This is a genomic window from Flavobacteriales bacterium (assembly GCA_016779935.1).
Lineage (GTDB): Bacteria > Bacteroidota > Bacteroidia > Flavobacteriales > UBA7312.
On the sequence record JADHMQ010000015.1, the window covers coordinates 13589 to 31520 of the forward strand.

A 17932-nucleotide genomic window follows, 5' to 3' on the forward strand; every position below is an offset into this window, starting at 1 on the left:
ACGTATGACAAAATGTCTAATCTGATATTTTGGCATTATTTTTGATATTAAGTTTGTCAATAACAATCTTATTAAAATGGCGAAAAAGAAAAAAGAATCTAAAAAAGAAATTGAAGAGGTAACTATCGAAGAGAAATTTTCAGAACTCAACGACAAACACCTAAGACTTTTTGCTGAATTCGAAAATTTCAAAAAACGAACAGCCAAAGAACGAATTGAACTCTACAAAACAGCTGGAGAAAGTGTTCTTAGCGCTCTCCTTCCAATCGTTGATGACTTCGAGCGTTCAATCAAGGCTAGTGAAGAAGAAGATGAAGGAGTTGTTTTAATCTACAATAAGTTAATTAGTATTTTAGAATCAAAAGGCTTGAAAGCAATTGACAATCCAATTGGCACAGAATTAAATACTGATTTTCATGAGGCTATCACAAACGTCCCTGCGCCTTCTGACGATATGAAAGGTAAAATTATTGACGTTATTGAAAAAGGGTATTTTTTAAATGATAAAGTAATTCGCTACGCTAAAGTTGTAGTAGCTAACAACGAATAAAATGAGTAAAAGAGACTATTACGAAGTATTAGGCGTTAGCAAATCCGCTAGCGATAGCGAAATTAAAAAAGCTTATCGAAAGATGGCCATAAAGTACCATCCCGACAAAAATCCTGATGACAAGGCAGCTGAAGAAAAATTCAAAGAAGCTGCTGAAGCCTATGATGTTTTAAGCAATACTGATAAAAAGAAACGTTATGACCAATTTGGTCATGCAGGAATGGGCAACCGCGGTGGTTTTGGTGGTGGCGGCGGCATGAATATGGATGACATATTCTCACAGTTTGGCGATATTTTTGGAGGTGGTGGCAGCCCCTTTGATAGTTTTTTTGGAGGTGGTAGCAGAGGAGGCCGAAGAGTTAACAAAGGCACTAACCTTAGAATCAAACTAAAACTTACTCTTGAAGACGTAGCTAACGGAATTGACAAAAAAATAAAAGTCAAAAAACTTGTACAAGCAGAAGGTGTAACCTACAATACTTGTGTTACATGTGGTGGAAACGGTCAAGTTACTCGAGTATCCAATACGATTTTAGGACAAATGCAAACGTCAGCAGTCTGCCCAAGCTGTAACGGATTAGGAAAGACTATCGATAAAAGACCTAAAGGTTCTGATGCCAATGGTTTGATACAAAAAGAGGATATTGTAAGCATCAATATTCCAGCAGGTGTAGAGGATGGAATGCAGCTAAAAGTAAGTGGAAAAGGAAATGCAGCTCCTTTTGATGGCTACGCAGGTGATTTAATTATACTAATCGAAGTTGAAGAGCATACAGATTTAAAAAGGGAAAACAATAACTTACACTACGATTGTTATGTAAGCTTAACAGATGCTGTACTTGGTAATGATGTTGTAATTCCTACCATAAGTGGCAAAGCAAAAATCAAAATTGAAGCTGGAACACAAAGTGGTAAAATCCTTAGACTCAAAAGCAAAGGACTACCCTCATTGAATGGATACGGAAAAGGCGATTTGCTCGTTCATATAAATGTATGGACTCCGCAAAACTTAACCAAAGACGAATTGAAAATTTTTAAAGGTTTAAAAGACTCTAAAAGTTTTGTACCAAACCCTACCTCTTCAGACAAATCATTTTTTGAAAGAGTAAAAGATATGTTTAATTAAACTTAAATTTTTTACATATGGCATTGAATAAAAACACAATTAGAGTTTTACTTTCTTTAAGTATTTTTATTTCGAGCCATTCTTTCGCTCAAAAAAAACTAACTATAACTATTGACAAAGAAATTGAAGTGCCATTAATGGGATACAATTCTGATATGTCAAATACTCCAATTTGGAGCGAGCCTAATTTCTCTAAAGCCCTAAACCAACTACATCCAAAAACACTACGTTACCCTGGAGGCAGTAATGGCTTGTACTGGGATTGGGAAAAAGGTTGGACAATGTCATTTGATGAGTTGCTTCCAATTCTTCAGGAAAAGAAATTCGAGTACGAGGGTAAAACTATAGCTAATGTCGATGAGTTGAGGCAATTAACTAAAGACAACAGAAAATCAAATTCATTTTGGAGGCAACTACACCGATACAATGCCAAAAGACCCAAATACAATACGATTGAAGAGTTCTCCAAAGCTCTATCATCTACCCAATCTAAAGCGGTGATTACACTGAATGTAATAACAAGCCACCTGGAAAAAGAATTAGAGCTACTTCGTCGGGCAAAGAAGATTGGTATAGACGTCAAATACATTGAACTTGGCAATGAAGTATATGCCGAAAATTTACTCACTAAACATATTTATCCAACAGTTGATAATTACATTGACACTTGTATTAGTTGGTCAAAAGCAATTTTGAAAGAGTTTCCCAACGCACACATTGGCGTTGTAGGAGGCGACAAGAATAGAAGAACACGAAATTGGAACGAAAAATTATCATCAGCTTTGAAACGTTCATTTTCAACATCTAAACTTGATCAATTTCATTTCATTCTCCATTATTATAGCCATTTCAAAAATCCCAAATATCAGATTGAAACTAATTCTGGCTACAAAAAGCTAATAGCATTTCCTAAAGTAGATTTGGAATTCAGACTACAAAATTGGAGATGGAATAATACTTCAACATTTTCCACTTGGGTTACGGAGTATAATATGATAGAACAACAGCCATACTCAATCAATAACAAATGGGCACACGGCTTACTTGTTGCTAGTCAAATCAATGAATTACTCAAGCAAACTGATTCTGAAATGTTTCATTTTCATAGTATTGGGGCTGAGAAATTTCCTGTTTTTGCAGCACTTCAACTCATGGACAAGGGTGATGAATATCTAAAACCTACGTCTAGTGGTATTGTAACTTCATTGTGGAATAGACTTACCGAAAATGCTGACCGACTCTATCAAACAAAGATAAATGTAAGACCTTGGACAATTAATTATAACGCAAAGAGCAAAGAATACCCAAACAATCTAAAAGAAGAAAAAAACACTACATTTTCGCCCATCCATGCTTATATTAGCTACGAAGATCAAAAAGCTAAACTCCTCATTATCAATTTTAGCGAAGAAATGTTGACGATAGATTTAGACAAAATAATGGGTAAATGTGAAATGGAGCAACACTATGCACAACCATCTGACTCTAAAAGTAATGTCATTAAACAAAGCCTTGAAAGCGAAGTAGAGCTAGCCCCCTACTCCATTAGTTTATTAGAAGAATGAATATACTAGAGATAAAAAACGTAGTGAAAGAGTATGAGAATAAAAAAGCTCTGGATACTATTTCGATGAACATTAAGGAGGGTAGAATATTTGGATTGCTTGGACCTAATGGTGCTGGCAAAACCACTCTAATCAGAATCATCAACCAAATTACTGCACCTGATAAAGGTGAAATTTTATTTTTCGGTGAAAATTTCAAAAGAAAACACATCCAAAACATTGGCTATTTACCTGAAGAACGAGGACTTTATAAAAGCATGAAAGTGGGTGAACAATGCCTATACTTAGCTCAACTCAAAGGATTATCTAAAGATGACGCCAAACAAAAAATTCATTATTGGTTTAAGAAATTAAACATGATGGACTGGCTTCACAAGAAAGTAGAAGAGCTTTCTAAGGGGATGGCTCAAAAAGTTCAATTTGTAAGCACTATAATTCATCAACCTAAACTCATTATTTTAGATGAACCTTTCACTGGATTTGATCCCATAAATACAGAAATTATAAAAAATGAAATTTTAGCATTAAAAGAAAGTGGTAGCACTATTCTACTTTCAACACATAGGATGGAATCCGTGGAAGAGCTTTGTGATGATATCGCCTTAGTCAATTCCGGTCAATGTATATTAGAAGGCAGTGTGGAAGATATAAAACAAGATTTCAAATCACATATTTTTGAAGTCAAATACAAAGGTGAATTAAAGTCTAATATTGAGCATTTTGATACAATACTATCAAAGGATGGATACTCCGTATTTAAAGCTAAGGACAAGGAGTACACACACACCTTAATTCAACAATTAGTCAAGCAAGTAGATGTTTTTAGCTTTAATGAAAAACTTCCGACTATAAATGATGTATTCATTCAATCCGTAAGCAATGAATAAACTGTTTTTAATAATAAAAAGGGAGTACTTATCAAGAGTACGCAAAAAGAGTTTCATCATTATGACGCTTTTAACCCCTCTATTTATGATTGGGATTTTTGTTGTCCCTACCCTTCTTGCCTATAATAATGATGAACAATCATCAGTGGCAATAATTGATGAAAACGATTTCATTGAATTGGAATTTACGTCTACTAAAAGCGTAAAATACGTTGAGCTCAATCAGTCAAATTTTGAAGAAAATAAATCAATATTAATTGATACGTATGACTTTGTATTGCATATTCCTAAAGTTGATTCTTTACCACAAATTGAAAATAACATAGAAGTCTATTCAGAAAATCAGATGAGCTTATCTGTAAAAAACACCATAGAGAATCAAATAGACAAACAACTAACCAATATTTACCTACTTAGAAATGGTATTGATTTAGACAAAATAAAAAACTCAGAAAGCAACACTTCCCTAAAAACCTATATTGTTGATAAGAACGGACAAAACACCGCAGGAAATTCTGAAGCTAGCTTTGGAATTGGATTAATAGGCGGATTTCTGATTTACATATTCATTTTTATGTATGGCACAATGGTTATGCGTAGTGTGATTGAAGAAAAAACCAATAGAATAGTTGAAATTATAATATCGTCTGTAAAGCCATTTGAACTTATGTTTGGAAAGATTATAAGCGTCGCTTTAGTTGGCTTAAGTCAATTTGCTATGTGGATAATATTAGGCTCTGTATTTTTACTCATCGCCAATGGCTTACTTTCAGCAGAGGTTGACCTCACTAATTTAAGCACCTATGAAAGTACTTTAGCATCTGAAATAAACACCTCACTGATGGCACTTCCAATTAAAAAACTACTTATCACCTTCATAATTTATTTCTTAGGTGGTTATTTGCTGTATGGCTCTTTATTTGCCGCTATTGGCTCAGCTTCAGATCAAGAAACGGATAGCCAACAATTTATACTTCCCATTACTATTCCACTCATTCTATCTTTTATTTTAGTTCAGGTAGTAATTGATAACCCTCATAGCGGGATGGCTTATTGGCTATCTATGATTCCTTTCACCTCACCCATCATAATGATTGCAAGGATACCTTTTGGAGTACCGATTCACGAATTATTGCTTTCAGTAACTTTATTAATTCTTGGCTTTTTATTTACAATATGGCTAGCTAGCAAAATTTACAGAGTTGGCATCCTTATGTATGGTAAAAAAATTAGCTACAAAGAACTATGGAAGTGGCTAAGGTATAATGACTAATAATATGAGAATAGCAATTATTGATTTAGGAACAAATACATTTAACTTACTCATTGCTGATAAAGATAAAAATGGAAATTTCACTACTGTCTTTAAAAATAAAATTCCAGTAAAACTAGGCGAAGGCGGTATTGATAAAGGAATAATAGCACCAAAGGCTTATCAAAGAGGTATAAAAGCCCTCAAAAGTCAAATGAAAACTATAAATGAATATGAAGTAGATAAGTATAGGGCATTTGCAACTTCAGCTATTCGGTCCACAACAAACGGGCATAATTTTGTAAAAGATGTTGATGAACTACTTGAACTCAACATTGAAGTGATTAATGGCACTAAAGAAGCTGAGCTAATTTATTATGGTATAAAAGAAGCTGTTCCTTTTGAAGAATCATACGATTTGATAATTGATATTGGAGGAGGAAGCACTGAATTTATAATTGCAAATAAACAGGGACTTTCATGGGCTAAAAGTTATCAATTAGGAGTATCTAGACTAAAGGAGCGATTTAAACCATCAGACCCAATTACAGCTAATGATATTCATAAAATTGAAGCCTACTTTGAATCAAATCTAAAAGACTTAATTGAAGAATTATCCAAGACCCCTTGTGTGAAGCTAATAGGTTCATCAGGCTCATTTGATACATTAGTAGACATGATTTGTCATCAGTATAATGACAAAAATAGAATAAAGAAAAAATATTGCGATATCAAATTAGAGGAATACAATTGGGCACAACAGCACATCATTGAAAGCAACCTCACTCAAAGAATTGCAACTCCAGGTATGATTGAAATGAGAGCTGACATGATAGTTATATCCGTCATTTTCATAAACTATATTCTCAAGAAAACCCATATTAAAAGTATTAAACGATCTAAATATGCCTTAAAAGAAGGTGCTTTAACCCATTTCTTTTAGAGGAATGATTTGGCTTTAGCTAGAGCCTTTGGAATACCGGAAATATCTTTACCACCAGCCGTAGCAAAAAAGGCTTGACCACCGCCACCACCACTAATTTCTACTGCCAATTCCTTAACCATTTTTCCAGCGTGTAAATCTTTATTTTTTGAGAGTTCCTCCGAAACAGCAACGGTTAGCATAGCCTTTCCATCTGTTTTTGATGCCAATACTAATAACAGATTGTTGTTCTCCTTAATTAATTTAAAGGCTAGATTTTTTATACTTTTTGAATCTAAATCCACCTCACTAGAAACTAAGTTTACTCCATTAATTTCTTCAGCCTTATTCATTAAATCGCCCAACAAATCGCCTGCTTTCTCAGAATTAAGCTGATTTATCTTTTTATTGAGAGTTTGATTTTCTTCTACTAATTGACTTACTGACTTTAATAAATCATTTGTTTTTAAAGTCCCTTGTAATTGATTTAAGACCGCAAGTTTCTCCTCGTAAAAACGAATAGCATTTTCAGCAGATACGGCTTCAATTCTTCTAACACCTGAAGCAACAGCACTTTCAGAAAGAATTTTAAAAAGCCCTATTTCACCAGTAGACTCAACGTGAATGCCTCCACAAAGTTCTGTAGAACTTCCAAACTTAATAACCCTTACGGTATCGCCATATTTTTCGCCAAAAAGTGCCATGGCACCCATTTCTTCTGCTCTTGTAAAAGGAAGATTTCTAAACTCTTCAAGTGAAAAATTAGCACGAATTTTAGAGTTTACAGTTTCTTCTATTGTTTTCAAATCTTCGCTGTCAACTTTTGAGAAATGAGAAAAATCAAAACGTAAATAATCAGAATTTACTAAGGATCCTTTTTGTGAAACATGCTCGCCTAAAACCTCTCTAAGCGTTTCATGAAGTAAATGAGTTGCAGTATGATTATTGGCTGTATTTTTTCTTTTTGTAATATCTACTTTGGCAGTAAAATCAGAGAAAATATGAGCTGGTAGAGTGTCAACAATATGAACGATTAAATTATTTTCCTTCTTAGTGTCCAAAATCTCAATGACTTCAGAATCGTTAACTAATTGCCCGGTATCTCCGACTTGACCTCCACCTTCGGGATAAAATGGCGTAAGATTAAATACTAAATGGTAAAACTCTTGACCTTTTTGCTTGACCTTTCTGTACCTAACAATTTTTACCTTAGATTCTGATGATTCGTATCCAATAAACTCTTCTACTTCATCTTCAAACAATACCACCCAATCATCTGTTTCTAAAGATGTAGCTTTTCTTGACCTTTCTTTTTGAAGCTCTAATAAAGAATCAAAGGCTTCAATATTGACTATACAGTTTTTTTCTTGCGCCAAAAGTTGCGTTAAATCAATTGGAAATCCAAAGGTATCGTAGAGTTCAAAAGCATCTTTTCCAGAAACAACATTATCTTTCAAGTCAATTGTTTCAAAACGAGCTATTCCCTTATCTAATGTTTTCAAAAATGAGGTTTCTTCTTCTTGAATCACTTTTTTTATCAAATCAGATTGTGACGTCAGTTCTTTGAACTGATTACCCATATTTCCAACAAGTTCATCAACAAGATGACACATAAAAGGGTCTTTAGCATCTAAAAAGGTAAAGGCATAACGAACAGCTCTTCTTAGTATTCTTCTGATAACATAACCTGCTCCAGTATTTGATGGCAATTGACCGTCAGCAATGGAAAATGAAACTGCTCTTAAATGATCGGCTATAACACGCATAGCGATATCGTCTTTTTCATCTGCCCCATATGTTTTGTTTGAAAGCGAGGCAATCTTTTTGATGATAGGCTGAAAGATATCCGTATCGTAGTTAGACTGCACTCCTTGAAGCACCATGCATAAACGCTCAAAGCCCATGCCAGTATCAACATGCGTTTGTGGTAAAGCCTCTAAGCTACCATCCATCTTTCTATTGAATTGCATGAAAACTAAATTCCATACTTCAATGACCTCTGGATGATCAGCGTTTACTAATGTTTTTCCATCAATTTTTTTTCGGTCTTCATCGGGGCGGATATCAACATGTATCTCAGAACATGGGCCACATGGACCAACTTCACCCATTTCCCAAAAGTTATCTTTTTTACTACCATCAATGATGCGACTTGAGTCTATCAACTTAGACCATATTTCAAAGGCTTCGTTATCTTTATCCAATCCGTCTTCAGTACTTCCTTCAAACACTGAAACATACAACCTATCCTTATCTATTTTAAAAACCTCTGTCAGTAATTCCCATGCCCATTCGATAGCTTCTTTTTTGAAATAGTCTCCAAAAGACCAGTTTCCTAACATTTCAAACATCGTATGGTGATACGTATCGTAACCAACTTCTTCCAAATCGTTATGCTTACCAGAAACTCTAAGGCATTTTTGAGTATCACAAATACGCTTTTCCTTAGGAACTGTATTTCCTAAAAAGTAATCCTTAAACTGATTCATACCAGCATTTGTAAACATCAAAGTAGGGTCATTTTTCACAACCATAGGTGCTGATGATACAACCAAGTGGGTCTTTTCTTCAAAGAATCTTAAAAACTGATTACGAATTTCTGTCGATTTCATTTTTACAGTATAAGTTTACAATTCACATTTTTCTGTTAACAAGAAGAACAGAGGTAATGCTTAATTTACACGAATTACGTACTTTTGTGGCAAATTTAGGTAAAATACCTTATGAAAAAAGCAAAGTATTATTACGATAAAAAATCTCTTTCCTACAAGAGAATCGAAAAAACATGGAAACACAGATTAAAAAATGTTTCTGTTTTCATGTTTGCGAGTGCTTTTTTCGGATTTATTATGGTAATTGCTGCCTTTAACTTCTTTGATAGTCCAAAGGAAAAAATGTTGAAGCGGGAGCTTGATAAACTCAAACTCCAATATGAATTAATGGATAAAAGTCTCAATCAAATTTCATCAGTGTTAGAAAATATTAAAGATAGAGATGATAACATTTATCGAGTAATTTTTGAAGCTGAGCCAATTCCAAACTCAATACGTAAAGCTGGAATTGGTGGAGTTAATCGTTATAAAGACCTTGAAGGTTACGACAACTCTGAAATACTAATTTCTACCGTAAAAAAGGTTGACCAAATCTCTAAACAGCTCTATATACAATCTAAGTCATTCGATGAAGTTATTGAAATGGCACAAAGGAAGTCTGATATGATGGCTTCTATTCCTGCTATTCAACCAGTAAAAAATAAAGAACTAAAGCGAATTGCTTCAGGCTATGGAAGACGTATTGATCCCTACTACAAAAAGCCAAAATTTCATTATGGTGTAGACTTTTCAGCTCCAAAAGGCACACCAATATATGCTACTGGTGATGGAAAAGTTGCTAAAACTCAACGAAGTAGAAGAGGCTTTGGTAATCATATCGTTATTGATCATGGGTATGGCTATGAGTCGCTATATGCTCACATGACAAAATACACTGTAAGTAAAGGTCAAAAAGTAAAACGTGGCGATGTTATAGGATATGTAGGAAGCACGGGTAAATCAACCGCTCCTCACCTTCATTATGAAGTGCATAAAGACGGTAAAAAAATTAATCCGGCTTATTACTTCCACAATGACTTATCTCCCGATGAGTTTGACAGAATGCTTGAACTTTCTTCACAAGAAAACCAATCCTTCGACTAATATGCCTTACAAAGAGAAACCCATTGAAAAGTTATACTACTCCATAGGAGAAGTTGCGAAAACTTTGGATGTAAATGTATCTCTAATTCGATTTTGGGAAAAAGAATTTGATATGCTTCAGCCTAAAAAGAATAAGAAAGGAAACAGGATGTTTACAAAAGTTGATTTTGAAAATCTAAAAATCATCTACCATCTTGTAAAGGAAAGAGGATTCACTTTAGAAGGTGCCAAAAAGAAACTTAAGGAAAATAAAGACGACACTATCAACAATTTTGAGATTGTCTCAAGACTAAAAGAAATAAGAAGTTTTCTAGTTGATTTGTCCGAAGAGTTATAGCTCGACAAAGATATTTTCTGAAGAAACATTGTTTCTTTCAAATAAATAAACAATTGCTTTTATACCCTCTTTACCCAAATTCACAGAATATTCATTGACATAAAGTTGTATGTGTTTTTGCATCACATCATAACTCATTTCTTGAGCATACTGACATACATACTCTTCTGAACTTTTAGGGTTTTGAAAAGCATATTCTAAAGAGCGTTTCAAAACTCGTTGTACTTTTTGTTGAATTTCGGTACTAATAACTCTTGAAATAGCTATTCCACCCAATGGAATTGGCAGATTAGTTTCTGATTCCCAATATTCTCCTAAATCCATAACTTTTTTAAGCCCTTTTTGCTTGTATGTAAATCTATTTTCGTGAATAATAACGCCTGCGTCAACAGTATCATTAAGAACCGCATCTTCAATTTCAGAAAAAACAATCTCCTTTGTATTTGTAAATGTTGGAAACGCTAACTTAAATAAACTATGTGCTGTGGTATATATTCCAGGAATAGCAACTGTAGAGTTAGAATTAAATAGGGACTTATCTTTTTTTGAAATTACTAAAGGACCACAATTCTTTCCCAATGCTGAGCCACTTTGTAGTAGAATATAATCTGAATTAGCGTGCAAAAAAGCATTGAAGGACAACTTAGTAATGTCCAATTGTTTTTCTAAAGCCATACGGTTTAATGTTTCAACATCTTCAAGCCTAACATCAAATTCTAATCCTTCAGTATCAACTTTCTGATGCACCAAAGCATCAAACATAAAAGTATCGTTAGGACATGGAGAAAAACCGAGAGTTAGCTTCATAATGTTGAAATAAATTGTTCTAACTCTTTATTTAATTGTTGAATAGCTAAAGGTATATTCCAATTGGACTTATTTCTTTTTTCTACAACATTTGAAATTGCTCTAATTTGAACACACGGAACATTTGCATCTTTACAGGCCAACATACAAGCAGCACCTTCCATGCTTTCAACTTGTGGATTTAGACGATGAACAATTTTCATAATTGACAATTCATCACCATGCACTGTATTTACTGTAATGCCTCTTACTTTTTTGAGATGTGTCTGTTCTGGCATAACGACTTTATAGTTAATATCTAATTCCATCTCTAAAGGCGAAAGGAATCTATTACCATCTTGGGCTCCTAATTCTGAAAGGTAATCTTCACTTACCTCAACTACATTTCCAACTTCTAAAGAGCGATTAAAAGAGCCAGCGATACCGATATTAATAACCAAATCATATTGATTTTTGGAGAGTTCCTTAGTCACAGCAATTGCCGTAGAGATCATCCCAATACCAGTCACCAAATGGTGATTGCAATCAAGTGTCAACTCCTCTTTCGTTGCCGTTACAATTAGGAAATTCATAGTGCAAAGATACCAATTCCTTTGCGTAAAAAGGTCGTATATTTGCCATTCTCAAAAAGAAAAAATGATTTATATAACTAGAAGAGAACGTTTTAATGCCGCTCATATGCTCAGAAATGAGAATTGGAGCGATGAAAAAAATATTGAAGTATTTGGCAAATGTGCTAATCAAAATTGGCATGGCCATAATTTTGAACTGTTTGTAACGGTCAAAGGCGAAGTGAATGAAGACACAGGTTTTGTTGTCAATCTAAAAGATTTAGCATCAGTAATTCAGCATAAAGTCATTCAAAAATTAGATCATAAAAATTTAAACTTAGATGTTGATTTTATGCGTGGGAAGATGGCTTCAACAGAAATATTAGCTATTGCTATTTGGGAAGAACTTGAAAGCGACATCAAAAATTTAGACGCTACTCTTCATCTAGTAAAAGTACAAGAAACAGAAAATAACTTTGTAGAATATTTCGGAAAATAAATCGTATGTCAGAATATAAAAAAGAAGAAAGCTATAAAACAGATTCTTTAGACTCTTTAAAAGAACACTACACAAAAGTGTTGGATTTGATTGGTGAAGACTCCAGCAGAGAAGGCCTTATTAAAACTCCAGAACGTGTAGCTAAGGCCATGCAGTTTCTTACGCATGGATACGAGTTACACCCTTCAGAAATTTTAGAGTCTGCAATGTTTTCTGAAGATTATAGCCAGATGGTATTGGTAAAAGAAATCGAATTTTATTCTCTCTGCGAACACCATTTACTGCCTTTCTTCGGCAAAGCTCATATAGCCTACATTCCTGATGGTAAAATTGTTGGACTAAGCAAAATCCCTAGAGTAGTTGATGCCTTTTCAAGGCGATTACAAGTGCAAGAACGTTTGACAAATGAAATTAGAGACTGTATTCAAAATACACTACAACCTAAAGGTGTAGCCGTTGTAATGGAAGCCCGTCATCTATGCATGCAAATGCGTGGCGTAGAAAAACAAAACTCCATGACTACAACATCAGCATTTTCTGGTGCTTTTCTGAATAGTGAAAAAACTAGATTAGAATTTATGAATTTAATAACCTCAACACTGAGTTAATATGAAAGCATATGTATTCCCTGGACAAGGGGCACAATTTCAAGGTATGGGAAAAGATTTATACGAAAATTCGGAATTAGCTAAAGAGCTTTTAGAAAAAGCCAATTCTATTTTAGGCTTTAGAATTACAGATATAATGTTTGAAGGCGAGAAAGAAGAACTCACTCAAACGAAAGTAACACAGCCTGCTATTTTTCTACATTCTGTAGTCTTGGCAAAAGTATTAGGCAATGACTTTAATGCTGATATGGTTGCCGGCCACTCACTTGGTGAATTTTCAGCACTCGTTGCTGCTGACTATATGACTTTTGAAGATGGGTTAAAGCTTGTTTACAAACGTGCTATGGCTATGCAAAAAGCATGCGAGCAAAATCCATCTACTATGGCAGCAATCTTGGGTTTAGAAGACAATATTGTTGAACGTATTTGTAATGAAATTGATGGTATTGTCGTTCCTGCAAACTACAATTGCCCAGGTCAGTTAGTGATTTCTGGTTCAGTGAAAGCCATTGATGAGGCTTGTGAAAAGCTAACAGAAGCTGGTGCAAGAAGAGCCTTAAAACTACCTGTTGGGGGTGCATTTCATTCGCCTTTAATGGAGCCTGCACAAGTTGAACTTGCCAATGCTATTGAAGAAACACCCTTCAAAGCAGGCAATTGCCCAGTATATCAAAATGTTACTGCCAAAGCGGAGAGTGACCCGAACACAATCAAGTCAAACCTTATAAAGCAATTGACAGCATCGGTAAAGTGGACGCAAACTATGAGACAAATGCAAAGCGATGGACTTTCAAAAGTAATTGAAGTTGGTCCTGGTAAAGTACTACAAGGGTTATTTAAGAAAATGGACAGAGCACTAGAAACAGAAAGTGCACAAGTCTTATAGCAAATGATTCTTTAGCGTTCCACTGTTCACAAGAGAATGCCAATGCTTATTAGTCATGCATTGATGATATATGGAAGATTGGTTAAGATTATGGCAATCCGTACCAACAAAGTCAACCATATTGTTTTCAATAAGCTTTTCAGCTTTCAGTTTGCACTCGCTACCATAATAGCCTAAAAGCGATAATAGGTTAAGTTGCAACTTTACTGAACGATCTTTATACTTTTTCAAATCATCTACGGACATAAAGCCATATCGCTCTGGATGAGCTAAAATAACTTTATAGCCTTTTAGTTGAAGCTTGAAAATAGACTCTGAAAAATTGGGCGGTTCAGAAACAAAAGAAGTTTCTATAAGTATATGCTTATCTCCAAAGGTTAAGAAGTCTTCATCAGCGTTTAATTTGGACTCAAAATAATAATCTACATAGTATTCTGCTGCTGCACTTATATCGACATTGATGGATTGGGCTTTGAGTTCATTTTTTAAACTCTTTAAGCCTGATAAAATAATTTCAGGTGTATTTCTATAAAAATCATGCATCACATGCGGGGTAGTGATTATCTTATTGAAACCCAATTCTTGCATTTTCTTCACCAGTTTAACAGAAGTTTCTAAGTCTGGTGAACCATCATCAATTCCAGGAATAAAGTGTGAATGTATATCACAAATCAGCGAGTCGAATCCTATGGGTTCTAACTTTTTCTCTTTTTTTCTGAAAAATGAAAACATCTATATTTTAACTGTATTGTTTAGAATAATACTTTTGGTAGGCTCCTGACGTGACACTATCTAGCCAATCTTGATTTGTAAGGTACCAATCTACCGTTTTTTCTAAACCTTCAGCAAATTGTAAGGAAGGCTCCCAAGACAGTTCGGTATTAATTTTTGACGCATCAATTGCATAACGCTTATCGTGTCCTGGTCTGTCTTTCACGAAAGTGATGAGTGACTCCGATGAGCCTTCATCTCTATCCAATTTTTTATCCATAATTTGACACAATAGCTTTATTAAATCAATATTTGTCCATTCATTAAAGCCTCCGATATTATACGTGTCGCCGACTTTACCCTCGTGAAACAAAACATCTATTGCTCTGGCATGATCAACGACATACAACCAATCTCTAGTAAACAAGCCATCGCCATACACTGGAAGTGATTTGTTATTGCGAATATTGTTAATGAATAAGGGTATTAACTTTTCTGGAAATTGATTTTCCCCATAATTATTAGAACAGTTTGAAATAATAAAAGGAAGACCATAAGTATTACCGTAAGCTCTTACAAAATGGTCTGAACTTGCTTTGGAAGATGAATAAGGCGATTTTGGGTCATAAGGAGTAGTTTCTGTAAAAAAACCTTCTTCTCCTAAGGAACCATAGACTTCATCAGTAGAAACATGATAAAATAATTTTCCATCAAAATTTCCTGACCATAATTTTTTAGCTGAATGCAATAGATTGAAAGTACCAATAACGTTAGTCTGTATAAACTCAAGAGGATTAGTTATGGAGCGATCAACGTGAGATTCTGCAGCTAAATGAATGATACCATCGAATTGATATTTTTGAAACAGTGCATCTACGTAAGCAGCATCAACAATATCCCCTTTTTCGAAATAGTAATTTTCACATGATTCAACATCCGTTAGGTTCTCCAAATTTCCAGCGTATGTCAACTTATCTAAATTCACAATCTTCACATTAGGATATTTGTCCACAAATAATCGCACTACGTGAGAACCAATAAAACCTGCACCACCCGTAATTAAAATCGTATTCATACTATATTTAATTTTTGCTTTTCAAAGATAATCAATAAATCAAACACAATCTCGTTATAAATGCGATTAGAATATTTAAATTAGCCAAAAATCAACTAATGAGGTTTAAGCTATTCATTCTCTTTGCTCTATTCATTTTTAACGCCTATTCTCAGGTAGAAGAACAGATTAATGAAAAAGTTATTTTCGTTTCACCAAATTATGAACTTCAATTTCCTTTAGGAGACATGAAAACTGATTTTGGTATAAATTCAAATTTAGGACTTGAGTTATCTCTGATTACTTCAAAAAACATTTATTTATCACTAAATACTTCTTTCATTTTCGGAAACAATGTGAACGATACTACTATTTTGAACCACTTGATGGATGACAATCAAAATATTATTGACGAAAATGGTCAGATTGCAGATGTTCTTCTTCAAGAAAGAGGAAATAATATTAATCTTAAGCTAGGCTACCTCTACCCTATTTTTCATCAAAAATCTGGCATATTGGGTTACGGCTCTATTGGTTATCATCAGCATAAAATAAATATTGATGTTAAAAATTCTAGCGTACCTCAGCTTAATGATGAAAATAAAAAAATGTACGATCGATTAACTGGTGGACTTAGCTCATCCTTGTTCTTAGGCTTTTTGAATATTAGCAAAAATAAGGGCATTCATTTCTACTCAGGCTTTGAGTATACTCGTGCTTTCACCAAAAATCAAAGAGACTACAACCACAACAGTACTATTTCCGATGATATCAGAAATGACGGTTTTTTTGGAATTAAATTCGGGTGGATTGTCCCCATATCTAAACGGTCAACTAGAGAGTTTTACTACTTTTAAAAAATGATAAGACTGTACCAAATAGGAATACATTTTTATAGTCTTTTGTTGACTTTCGCTTCACTTTTCAATAAAAAAGCCAAGTTATGGACTAAAGGACAAAAGAACGTCTTTCACAATTTACCATCAAACCCTAATAGTGAAATTGTGTGGGTGCATTGTGCATCTTTAGGCGAGTACGAACAAGCCATACCACTTCTGAAAAAAATAAAAGAATGGAAGCCTAACTATTCGCTATTAGTCACTTTCTTTTCTCCTTCTGGATATGTTAATGCCAAGCAAGAGTTTACGGACTATAAAAGCTATTTACCTCTTGATACCAAAAAAAATAGCCAACAGTTTTTGGATATTGTTAAGCCTAAACTTGCCATTTTAATCAAAAATGAATTTTGGCCTAATTACCTTTATGAACTGCAAAAGCGAAATATCCCTATTATTTCTGCAAGTGCTCTATTTCGAAGTAGTCAGCTTATTTTCAAACCGTATGGCAAGTGGCTTCTAGATGTTTTAAAAAACATCACACATTTTTATGTGCAAAATGAGACCTCTAAAATACTATTAATAAACAAAGGCTTTACGAATATTAGTATTAGTGGAGATGGCAGATACGACAGGGTTAGAGGTAATCTTGCAGATAAAAAATCTATCCCATACATTGAAACGTTTAAATCGGATAAAAAACTCATCGTTTGTGGTAGTACCTACGAAATAGACAGCAAGATGATTATTAACATAAGCCGACGACATCCTGATTTAAAATTTATTATTGCTCCTCATGAAATTGAACTGTCTCCTCAATTAAAACAGCATGGCTTACTTTATAGCCAGTCAAATGATAAAAATGTTTCTGAATATTCTGTTCTTATCATTGATAGTATTGGCATTCTTTCACGACTGTACCAATACGCTGATGTTGCTTACGTGGGCGGTGGCTTTGGCCACAAAGGGCTTCACAACATACTTGAGCCTTTAGCATTTGATGTGCCAATAATATTTGGACCTAATTATCAAAAGTTTCCAGAAGCTATTGATGCACTTAATTTTGGTATAGCTGATTCCATCAGAAACAGTCAAGAGTTTGAAAAAATAATTCATCAAAAACTGTCTAATCCAACGGATAAATCTACCATTTCAAACTTCTGTAATGACAGAAGTGGAGCCAGTAATATCGTATTTGAGGGCCTAAAAACACACCTTTAATTCTCATTCATCCAAAAATATGGGGGAAGAAAAATAATAATAAAACCGACTCTTCGCTTTGAATTTAAGTTTCTTGAGTTTTAAGTTATATGAAAACAACAGCTTGTATAATCTTGTGCCCATTTATAACCAGAACCAAAAATTATGTCCATTGTAATTATCTCAAAATGCATCGCTAGACAATTATAAAAATTCAATTAACTATACTTGGTTGGCTAAATGTCGGCTAGAAAAGAAATAAAAAAACCTCAACTATTTGAAAAACAAATGATTGAGGTTTTTAATTGTACCCAGGGCGGGACTTGAACCCGCACGGACATTACTGTCCATTGGATTTTAAGTCCAACGTGTCTACCAATTCCACCACCTGGGCTTGGGGTAATACAATAAAAATCCTCTTTTATTCAAAGAGGATGTTGAGCGAG

At 34.2% G+C, this 17932-nt stretch carries 18 protein-coding genes and 1 tRNA gene; 13 read left to right on the top strand and 6 right to left on the bottom strand.

The window, feature by feature from the left end; genetic code table 11:
* The first annotated feature begins 76 nt into the window (after positions 1-76).
* The 6 genes from ISP73_07230 to ISP73_07255 are packed head-to-tail and all read left to right on the top strand — an operon-like array spanning position 77 to position 6323.
* Positions 77-550 (top strand): nucleotide exchange factor GrpE, encoded by a 474-nt coding sequence (locus ISP73_07230; GenBank protein MBL6658372.1) that lies wholly within the window; start codon positions 77-79, stop codon positions 548-550.
* Between the two features lies 1 nt (position 551).
* On the top strand, positions 552-1676 hold the full coding sequence (dnaJ, locus tag ISP73_07235; protein ID MBL6658373.1) for a molecular chaperone DnaJ: 1125 nt from the start codon (positions 552-554) through the stop codon (positions 1674-1676).
* A gap of 17 nt (positions 1677-1693) precedes the next feature.
* The gene (locus tag ISP73_07240; protein ID MBL6658374.1) at positions 1694-3241 is read left to right on the top strand and encodes a hypothetical protein; all 1548 of its coding nucleotides are present in this window, start codon (positions 1694-1696) and stop codon (positions 3239-3241) included.
* Positions 3238-4128: an ATP-binding cassette domain-containing protein gene (locus ISP73_07245; GenBank protein ID MBL6658375.1), complete on the top strand. Its 891-nt coding sequence runs from the start codon at positions 3238-3240 to the stop codon at positions 4126-4128. The genes ISP73_07240 and ISP73_07245 overlap by 4 nt, the downstream gene beginning before the upstream one ends.
* The gene (locus ISP73_07250; GenBank protein ID MBL6658376.1) at positions 4121-5401 is read left to right on the top strand and encodes an ABC transporter permease; all 1281 of its coding nucleotides are present in this window, start codon (positions 4121-4123) and stop codon (positions 5399-5401) included. Before ISP73_07245 ends, ISP73_07250 begins: the two co-directional genes overlap by 8 nt.
* 4 nt (positions 5402-5405) lie before the next feature.
* Complete coding sequence (locus ISP73_07255; GenBank protein MBL6658377.1) at positions 5406-6323, top strand: phosphatase; 918 nt, start codon at positions 5406-5408, stop codon at positions 6321-6323.
* Here the strand turns inward: ISP73_07255 and alaS are convergent.
* On the bottom strand, positions 6320-8914 hold the full coding sequence (gene alaS, locus ISP73_07260) for an alanine--tRNA ligase (GenBank protein ID MBL6658378.1): 2595 nt from the start codon (positions 8912-8914) through the stop codon (positions 6320-6322). The two genes, ISP73_07255 and alaS, sit on opposite strands and share 4 nt — an antisense overlap.
* 111 nt (positions 8915-9025) lie before the next feature.
* Here alaS and ISP73_07265 point away from each other — a divergent pair, with 111 nt between their 5' ends.
* Positions 9026-9997, top strand: coding sequence for a M23 family metallopeptidase (locus ISP73_07265; GenBank protein ID MBL6658379.1), 972 nt, complete (start codon positions 9026-9028; stop codon positions 9995-9997).
* A gap of 1 nt (position 9998) precedes the next feature.
* The gene (locus ISP73_07270) at positions 9999-10334 is read left to right on the top strand and encodes a MerR family transcriptional regulator (GenBank protein ID MBL6658380.1); all 336 of its coding nucleotides are present in this window, start codon (positions 9999-10001) and stop codon (positions 10332-10334) included.
* On the opposite strand, the gene ISP73_07275 is transcribed toward ISP73_07270, so the two are convergent.
* Complete coding sequence (locus tag ISP73_07275; protein MBL6658381.1) at positions 10329-11141, bottom strand: 1,4-dihydroxy-6-naphthoate synthase; 813 nt, start codon at positions 11139-11141, stop codon at positions 10329-10331. The genes ISP73_07270 and ISP73_07275 overlap by 6 nt on opposite strands.
* Complete coding sequence (mqnB, locus tag ISP73_07280) at positions 11138-11713, bottom strand: futalosine hydrolase (GenBank protein ID MBL6658382.1); 576 nt, start codon at positions 11711-11713, stop codon at positions 11138-11140. Before mqnB ends, ISP73_07275 begins: the two co-directional genes overlap by 4 nt.
* A 64-nt stretch (positions 11714-11777) precedes the next feature.
* Between mqnB and ISP73_07285 the strand changes: the two genes are divergently transcribed.
* The 3 genes from ISP73_07285 to fabD are packed head-to-tail and all read left to right on the top strand — an operon-like array spanning position 11778 to position 13685.
* Positions 11778-12191: a 6-carboxytetrahydropterin synthase gene (locus tag ISP73_07285; GenBank protein ID MBL6658383.1), complete on the top strand. Its 414-nt coding sequence runs from the start codon at positions 11778-11780 to the stop codon at positions 12189-12191.
* A gap of 5 nt (positions 12192-12196) precedes the next feature.
* Positions 12197-12799, top strand: coding sequence for a GTP cyclohydrolase I FolE (folE, locus tag ISP73_07290; protein ID MBL6658384.1), 603 nt, complete (start codon positions 12197-12199; stop codon positions 12797-12799).
* A 1-nt stretch (position 12800) separates the two neighbouring features.
* The gene (gene fabD / locus ISP73_07295) at positions 12801-13685 is read left to right on the top strand and encodes an ACP S-malonyltransferase (protein ID MBL6658385.1); all 885 of its coding nucleotides are present in this window, start codon (positions 12801-12803) and stop codon (positions 13683-13685) included.
* Here the strand turns inward: fabD and ISP73_07300 are convergent.
* Together ISP73_07300 and rfbB are read right to left on the bottom strand one after the other, a co-directional pair.
* A complete protein-coding gene (locus tag ISP73_07300) occupies positions 13680-14417 on the bottom strand; it encodes a capsular biosynthesis protein (GenBank protein MBL6658386.1) in 738 nt (245 codons plus the stop codon). The genes fabD and ISP73_07300 overlap by 6 nt on opposite strands.
* 7 nt (positions 14418-14424) lie before the next feature.
* Positions 14425-15471 (bottom strand): dTDP-glucose 4,6-dehydratase, encoded by a 1047-nt coding sequence (gene rfbB, locus ISP73_07305; GenBank protein MBL6658387.1) that lies wholly within the window; start codon positions 15469-15471, stop codon positions 14425-14427.
* Between the two features lie 98 nt (positions 15472-15569).
* Here rfbB and ISP73_07310 point away from each other — a divergent pair, with 98 nt between their 5' ends.
* Both ISP73_07310 and ISP73_07315 read left to right on the top strand, forming a co-directional pair.
* Positions 15570-16307: a hypothetical protein gene (locus tag ISP73_07310; protein ID MBL6658388.1), complete on the top strand. Its 738-nt coding sequence runs from the start codon at positions 15570-15572 to the stop codon at positions 16305-16307.
* 3 nt (positions 16308-16310) lie between these two features.
* Entirely contained in the window at positions 16311-17507 is a 1197-nt protein-coding gene (locus ISP73_07315; GenBank protein MBL6658389.1) for a 3-deoxy-D-manno-octulosonic acid transferase, read from the top strand.
* Positions 17508-17794: 287 nt separating this feature from the next.
* On the opposite strand, the gene ISP73_07320 is transcribed toward ISP73_07315, so the two are convergent.
* Positions 17795-17880 (bottom strand) — tRNA-Leu (locus tag ISP73_07320).
* Positions 17881-17932 lie beyond the last annotated feature (52 nt).

Excerpts from the sequence above, each read along its gene's own strand:
- ISP73_07230 (MBL6658372.1), top strand. The coding sequence starts at position 77 with ATGGCGAAAAAGAAAAAAGAATCTAAAAAAGAAATTGAAGAGGTAACT.
- dnaJ (MBL6658373.1), top strand. The coding sequence starts at position 552 with ATGAGTAAAAGAGACTATTACGAAGTATTAGGCGTTAGCAAATCCGCT.
- ISP73_07240 (MBL6658374.1), top strand. The coding sequence starts at position 1,694 with ATGGCATTGAATAAAAACACAATTAGAGTTTTACTTTCTTTAAGTATT.
- ISP73_07245 (MBL6658375.1), top strand. The coding sequence starts at position 3,238 with ATGAATATACTAGAGATAAAAAACGTAGTGAAAGAGTATGAGAATAAA.
- ISP73_07250 (MBL6658376.1), top strand. The coding sequence starts at position 4,121 with ATGAATAAACTGTTTTTAATAATAAAAAGGGAGTACTTATCAAGAGTA.
- ISP73_07255 (MBL6658377.1), top strand. The coding sequence starts at position 5,406 with ATGAGAATAGCAATTATTGATTTAGGAACAAATACATTTAACTTACTC.
- alaS (MBL6658378.1), bottom strand. The coding sequence starts at position 8,914 with ATGAAATCGACAGAAATTCGTAATCAGTTTTTAAGATTCTTTGAAGAA.
- ISP73_07265 (MBL6658379.1), top strand. The coding sequence starts at position 9,026 with ATGAAAAAAGCAAAGTATTATTACGATAAAAAATCTCTTTCCTACAAG.
- ISP73_07270 (MBL6658380.1), top strand. The coding sequence starts at position 9,999 with ATGCCTTACAAAGAGAAACCCATTGAAAAGTTATACTACTCCATAGGA.
- ISP73_07275 (MBL6658381.1), bottom strand. The coding sequence starts at position 11,141 with ATGAAGCTAACTCTCGGTTTTTCTCCATGTCCTAACGATACTTTTATG.
- mqnB (MBL6658382.1), bottom strand. The coding sequence starts at position 11,713 with ATGAATTTCCTAATTGTAACGGCAACGAAAGAGGAGTTGACACTTGAT.
- ISP73_07285 (MBL6658383.1), top strand. The coding sequence starts at position 11,778 with ATGATTTATATAACTAGAAGAGAACGTTTTAATGCCGCTCATATGCTC.
- folE (MBL6658384.1), top strand. The coding sequence starts at position 12,197 with ATGTCAGAATATAAAAAAGAAGAAAGCTATAAAACAGATTCTTTAGAC.
- fabD (MBL6658385.1), top strand. The coding sequence starts at position 12,801 with ATGAAAGCATATGTATTCCCTGGACAAGGGGCACAATTTCAAGGTATG.
- ISP73_07300 (MBL6658386.1), bottom strand. The coding sequence starts at position 14,417 with ATGTTTTCATTTTTCAGAAAAAAAGAGAAAAAGTTAGAACCCATAGGA.
- rfbB (MBL6658387.1), bottom strand. The coding sequence starts at position 15,471 with ATGAATACGATTTTAATTACGGGTGGTGCAGGTTTTATTGGTTCTCAC.
- ISP73_07310 (MBL6658388.1), top strand. The coding sequence starts at position 15,570 with ATGAGGTTTAAGCTATTCATTCTCTTTGCTCTATTCATTTTTAACGCC.
- ISP73_07315 (MBL6658389.1), top strand. The coding sequence starts at position 16,311 with ATGATAAGACTGTACCAAATAGGAATACATTTTTATAGTCTTTTGTTG.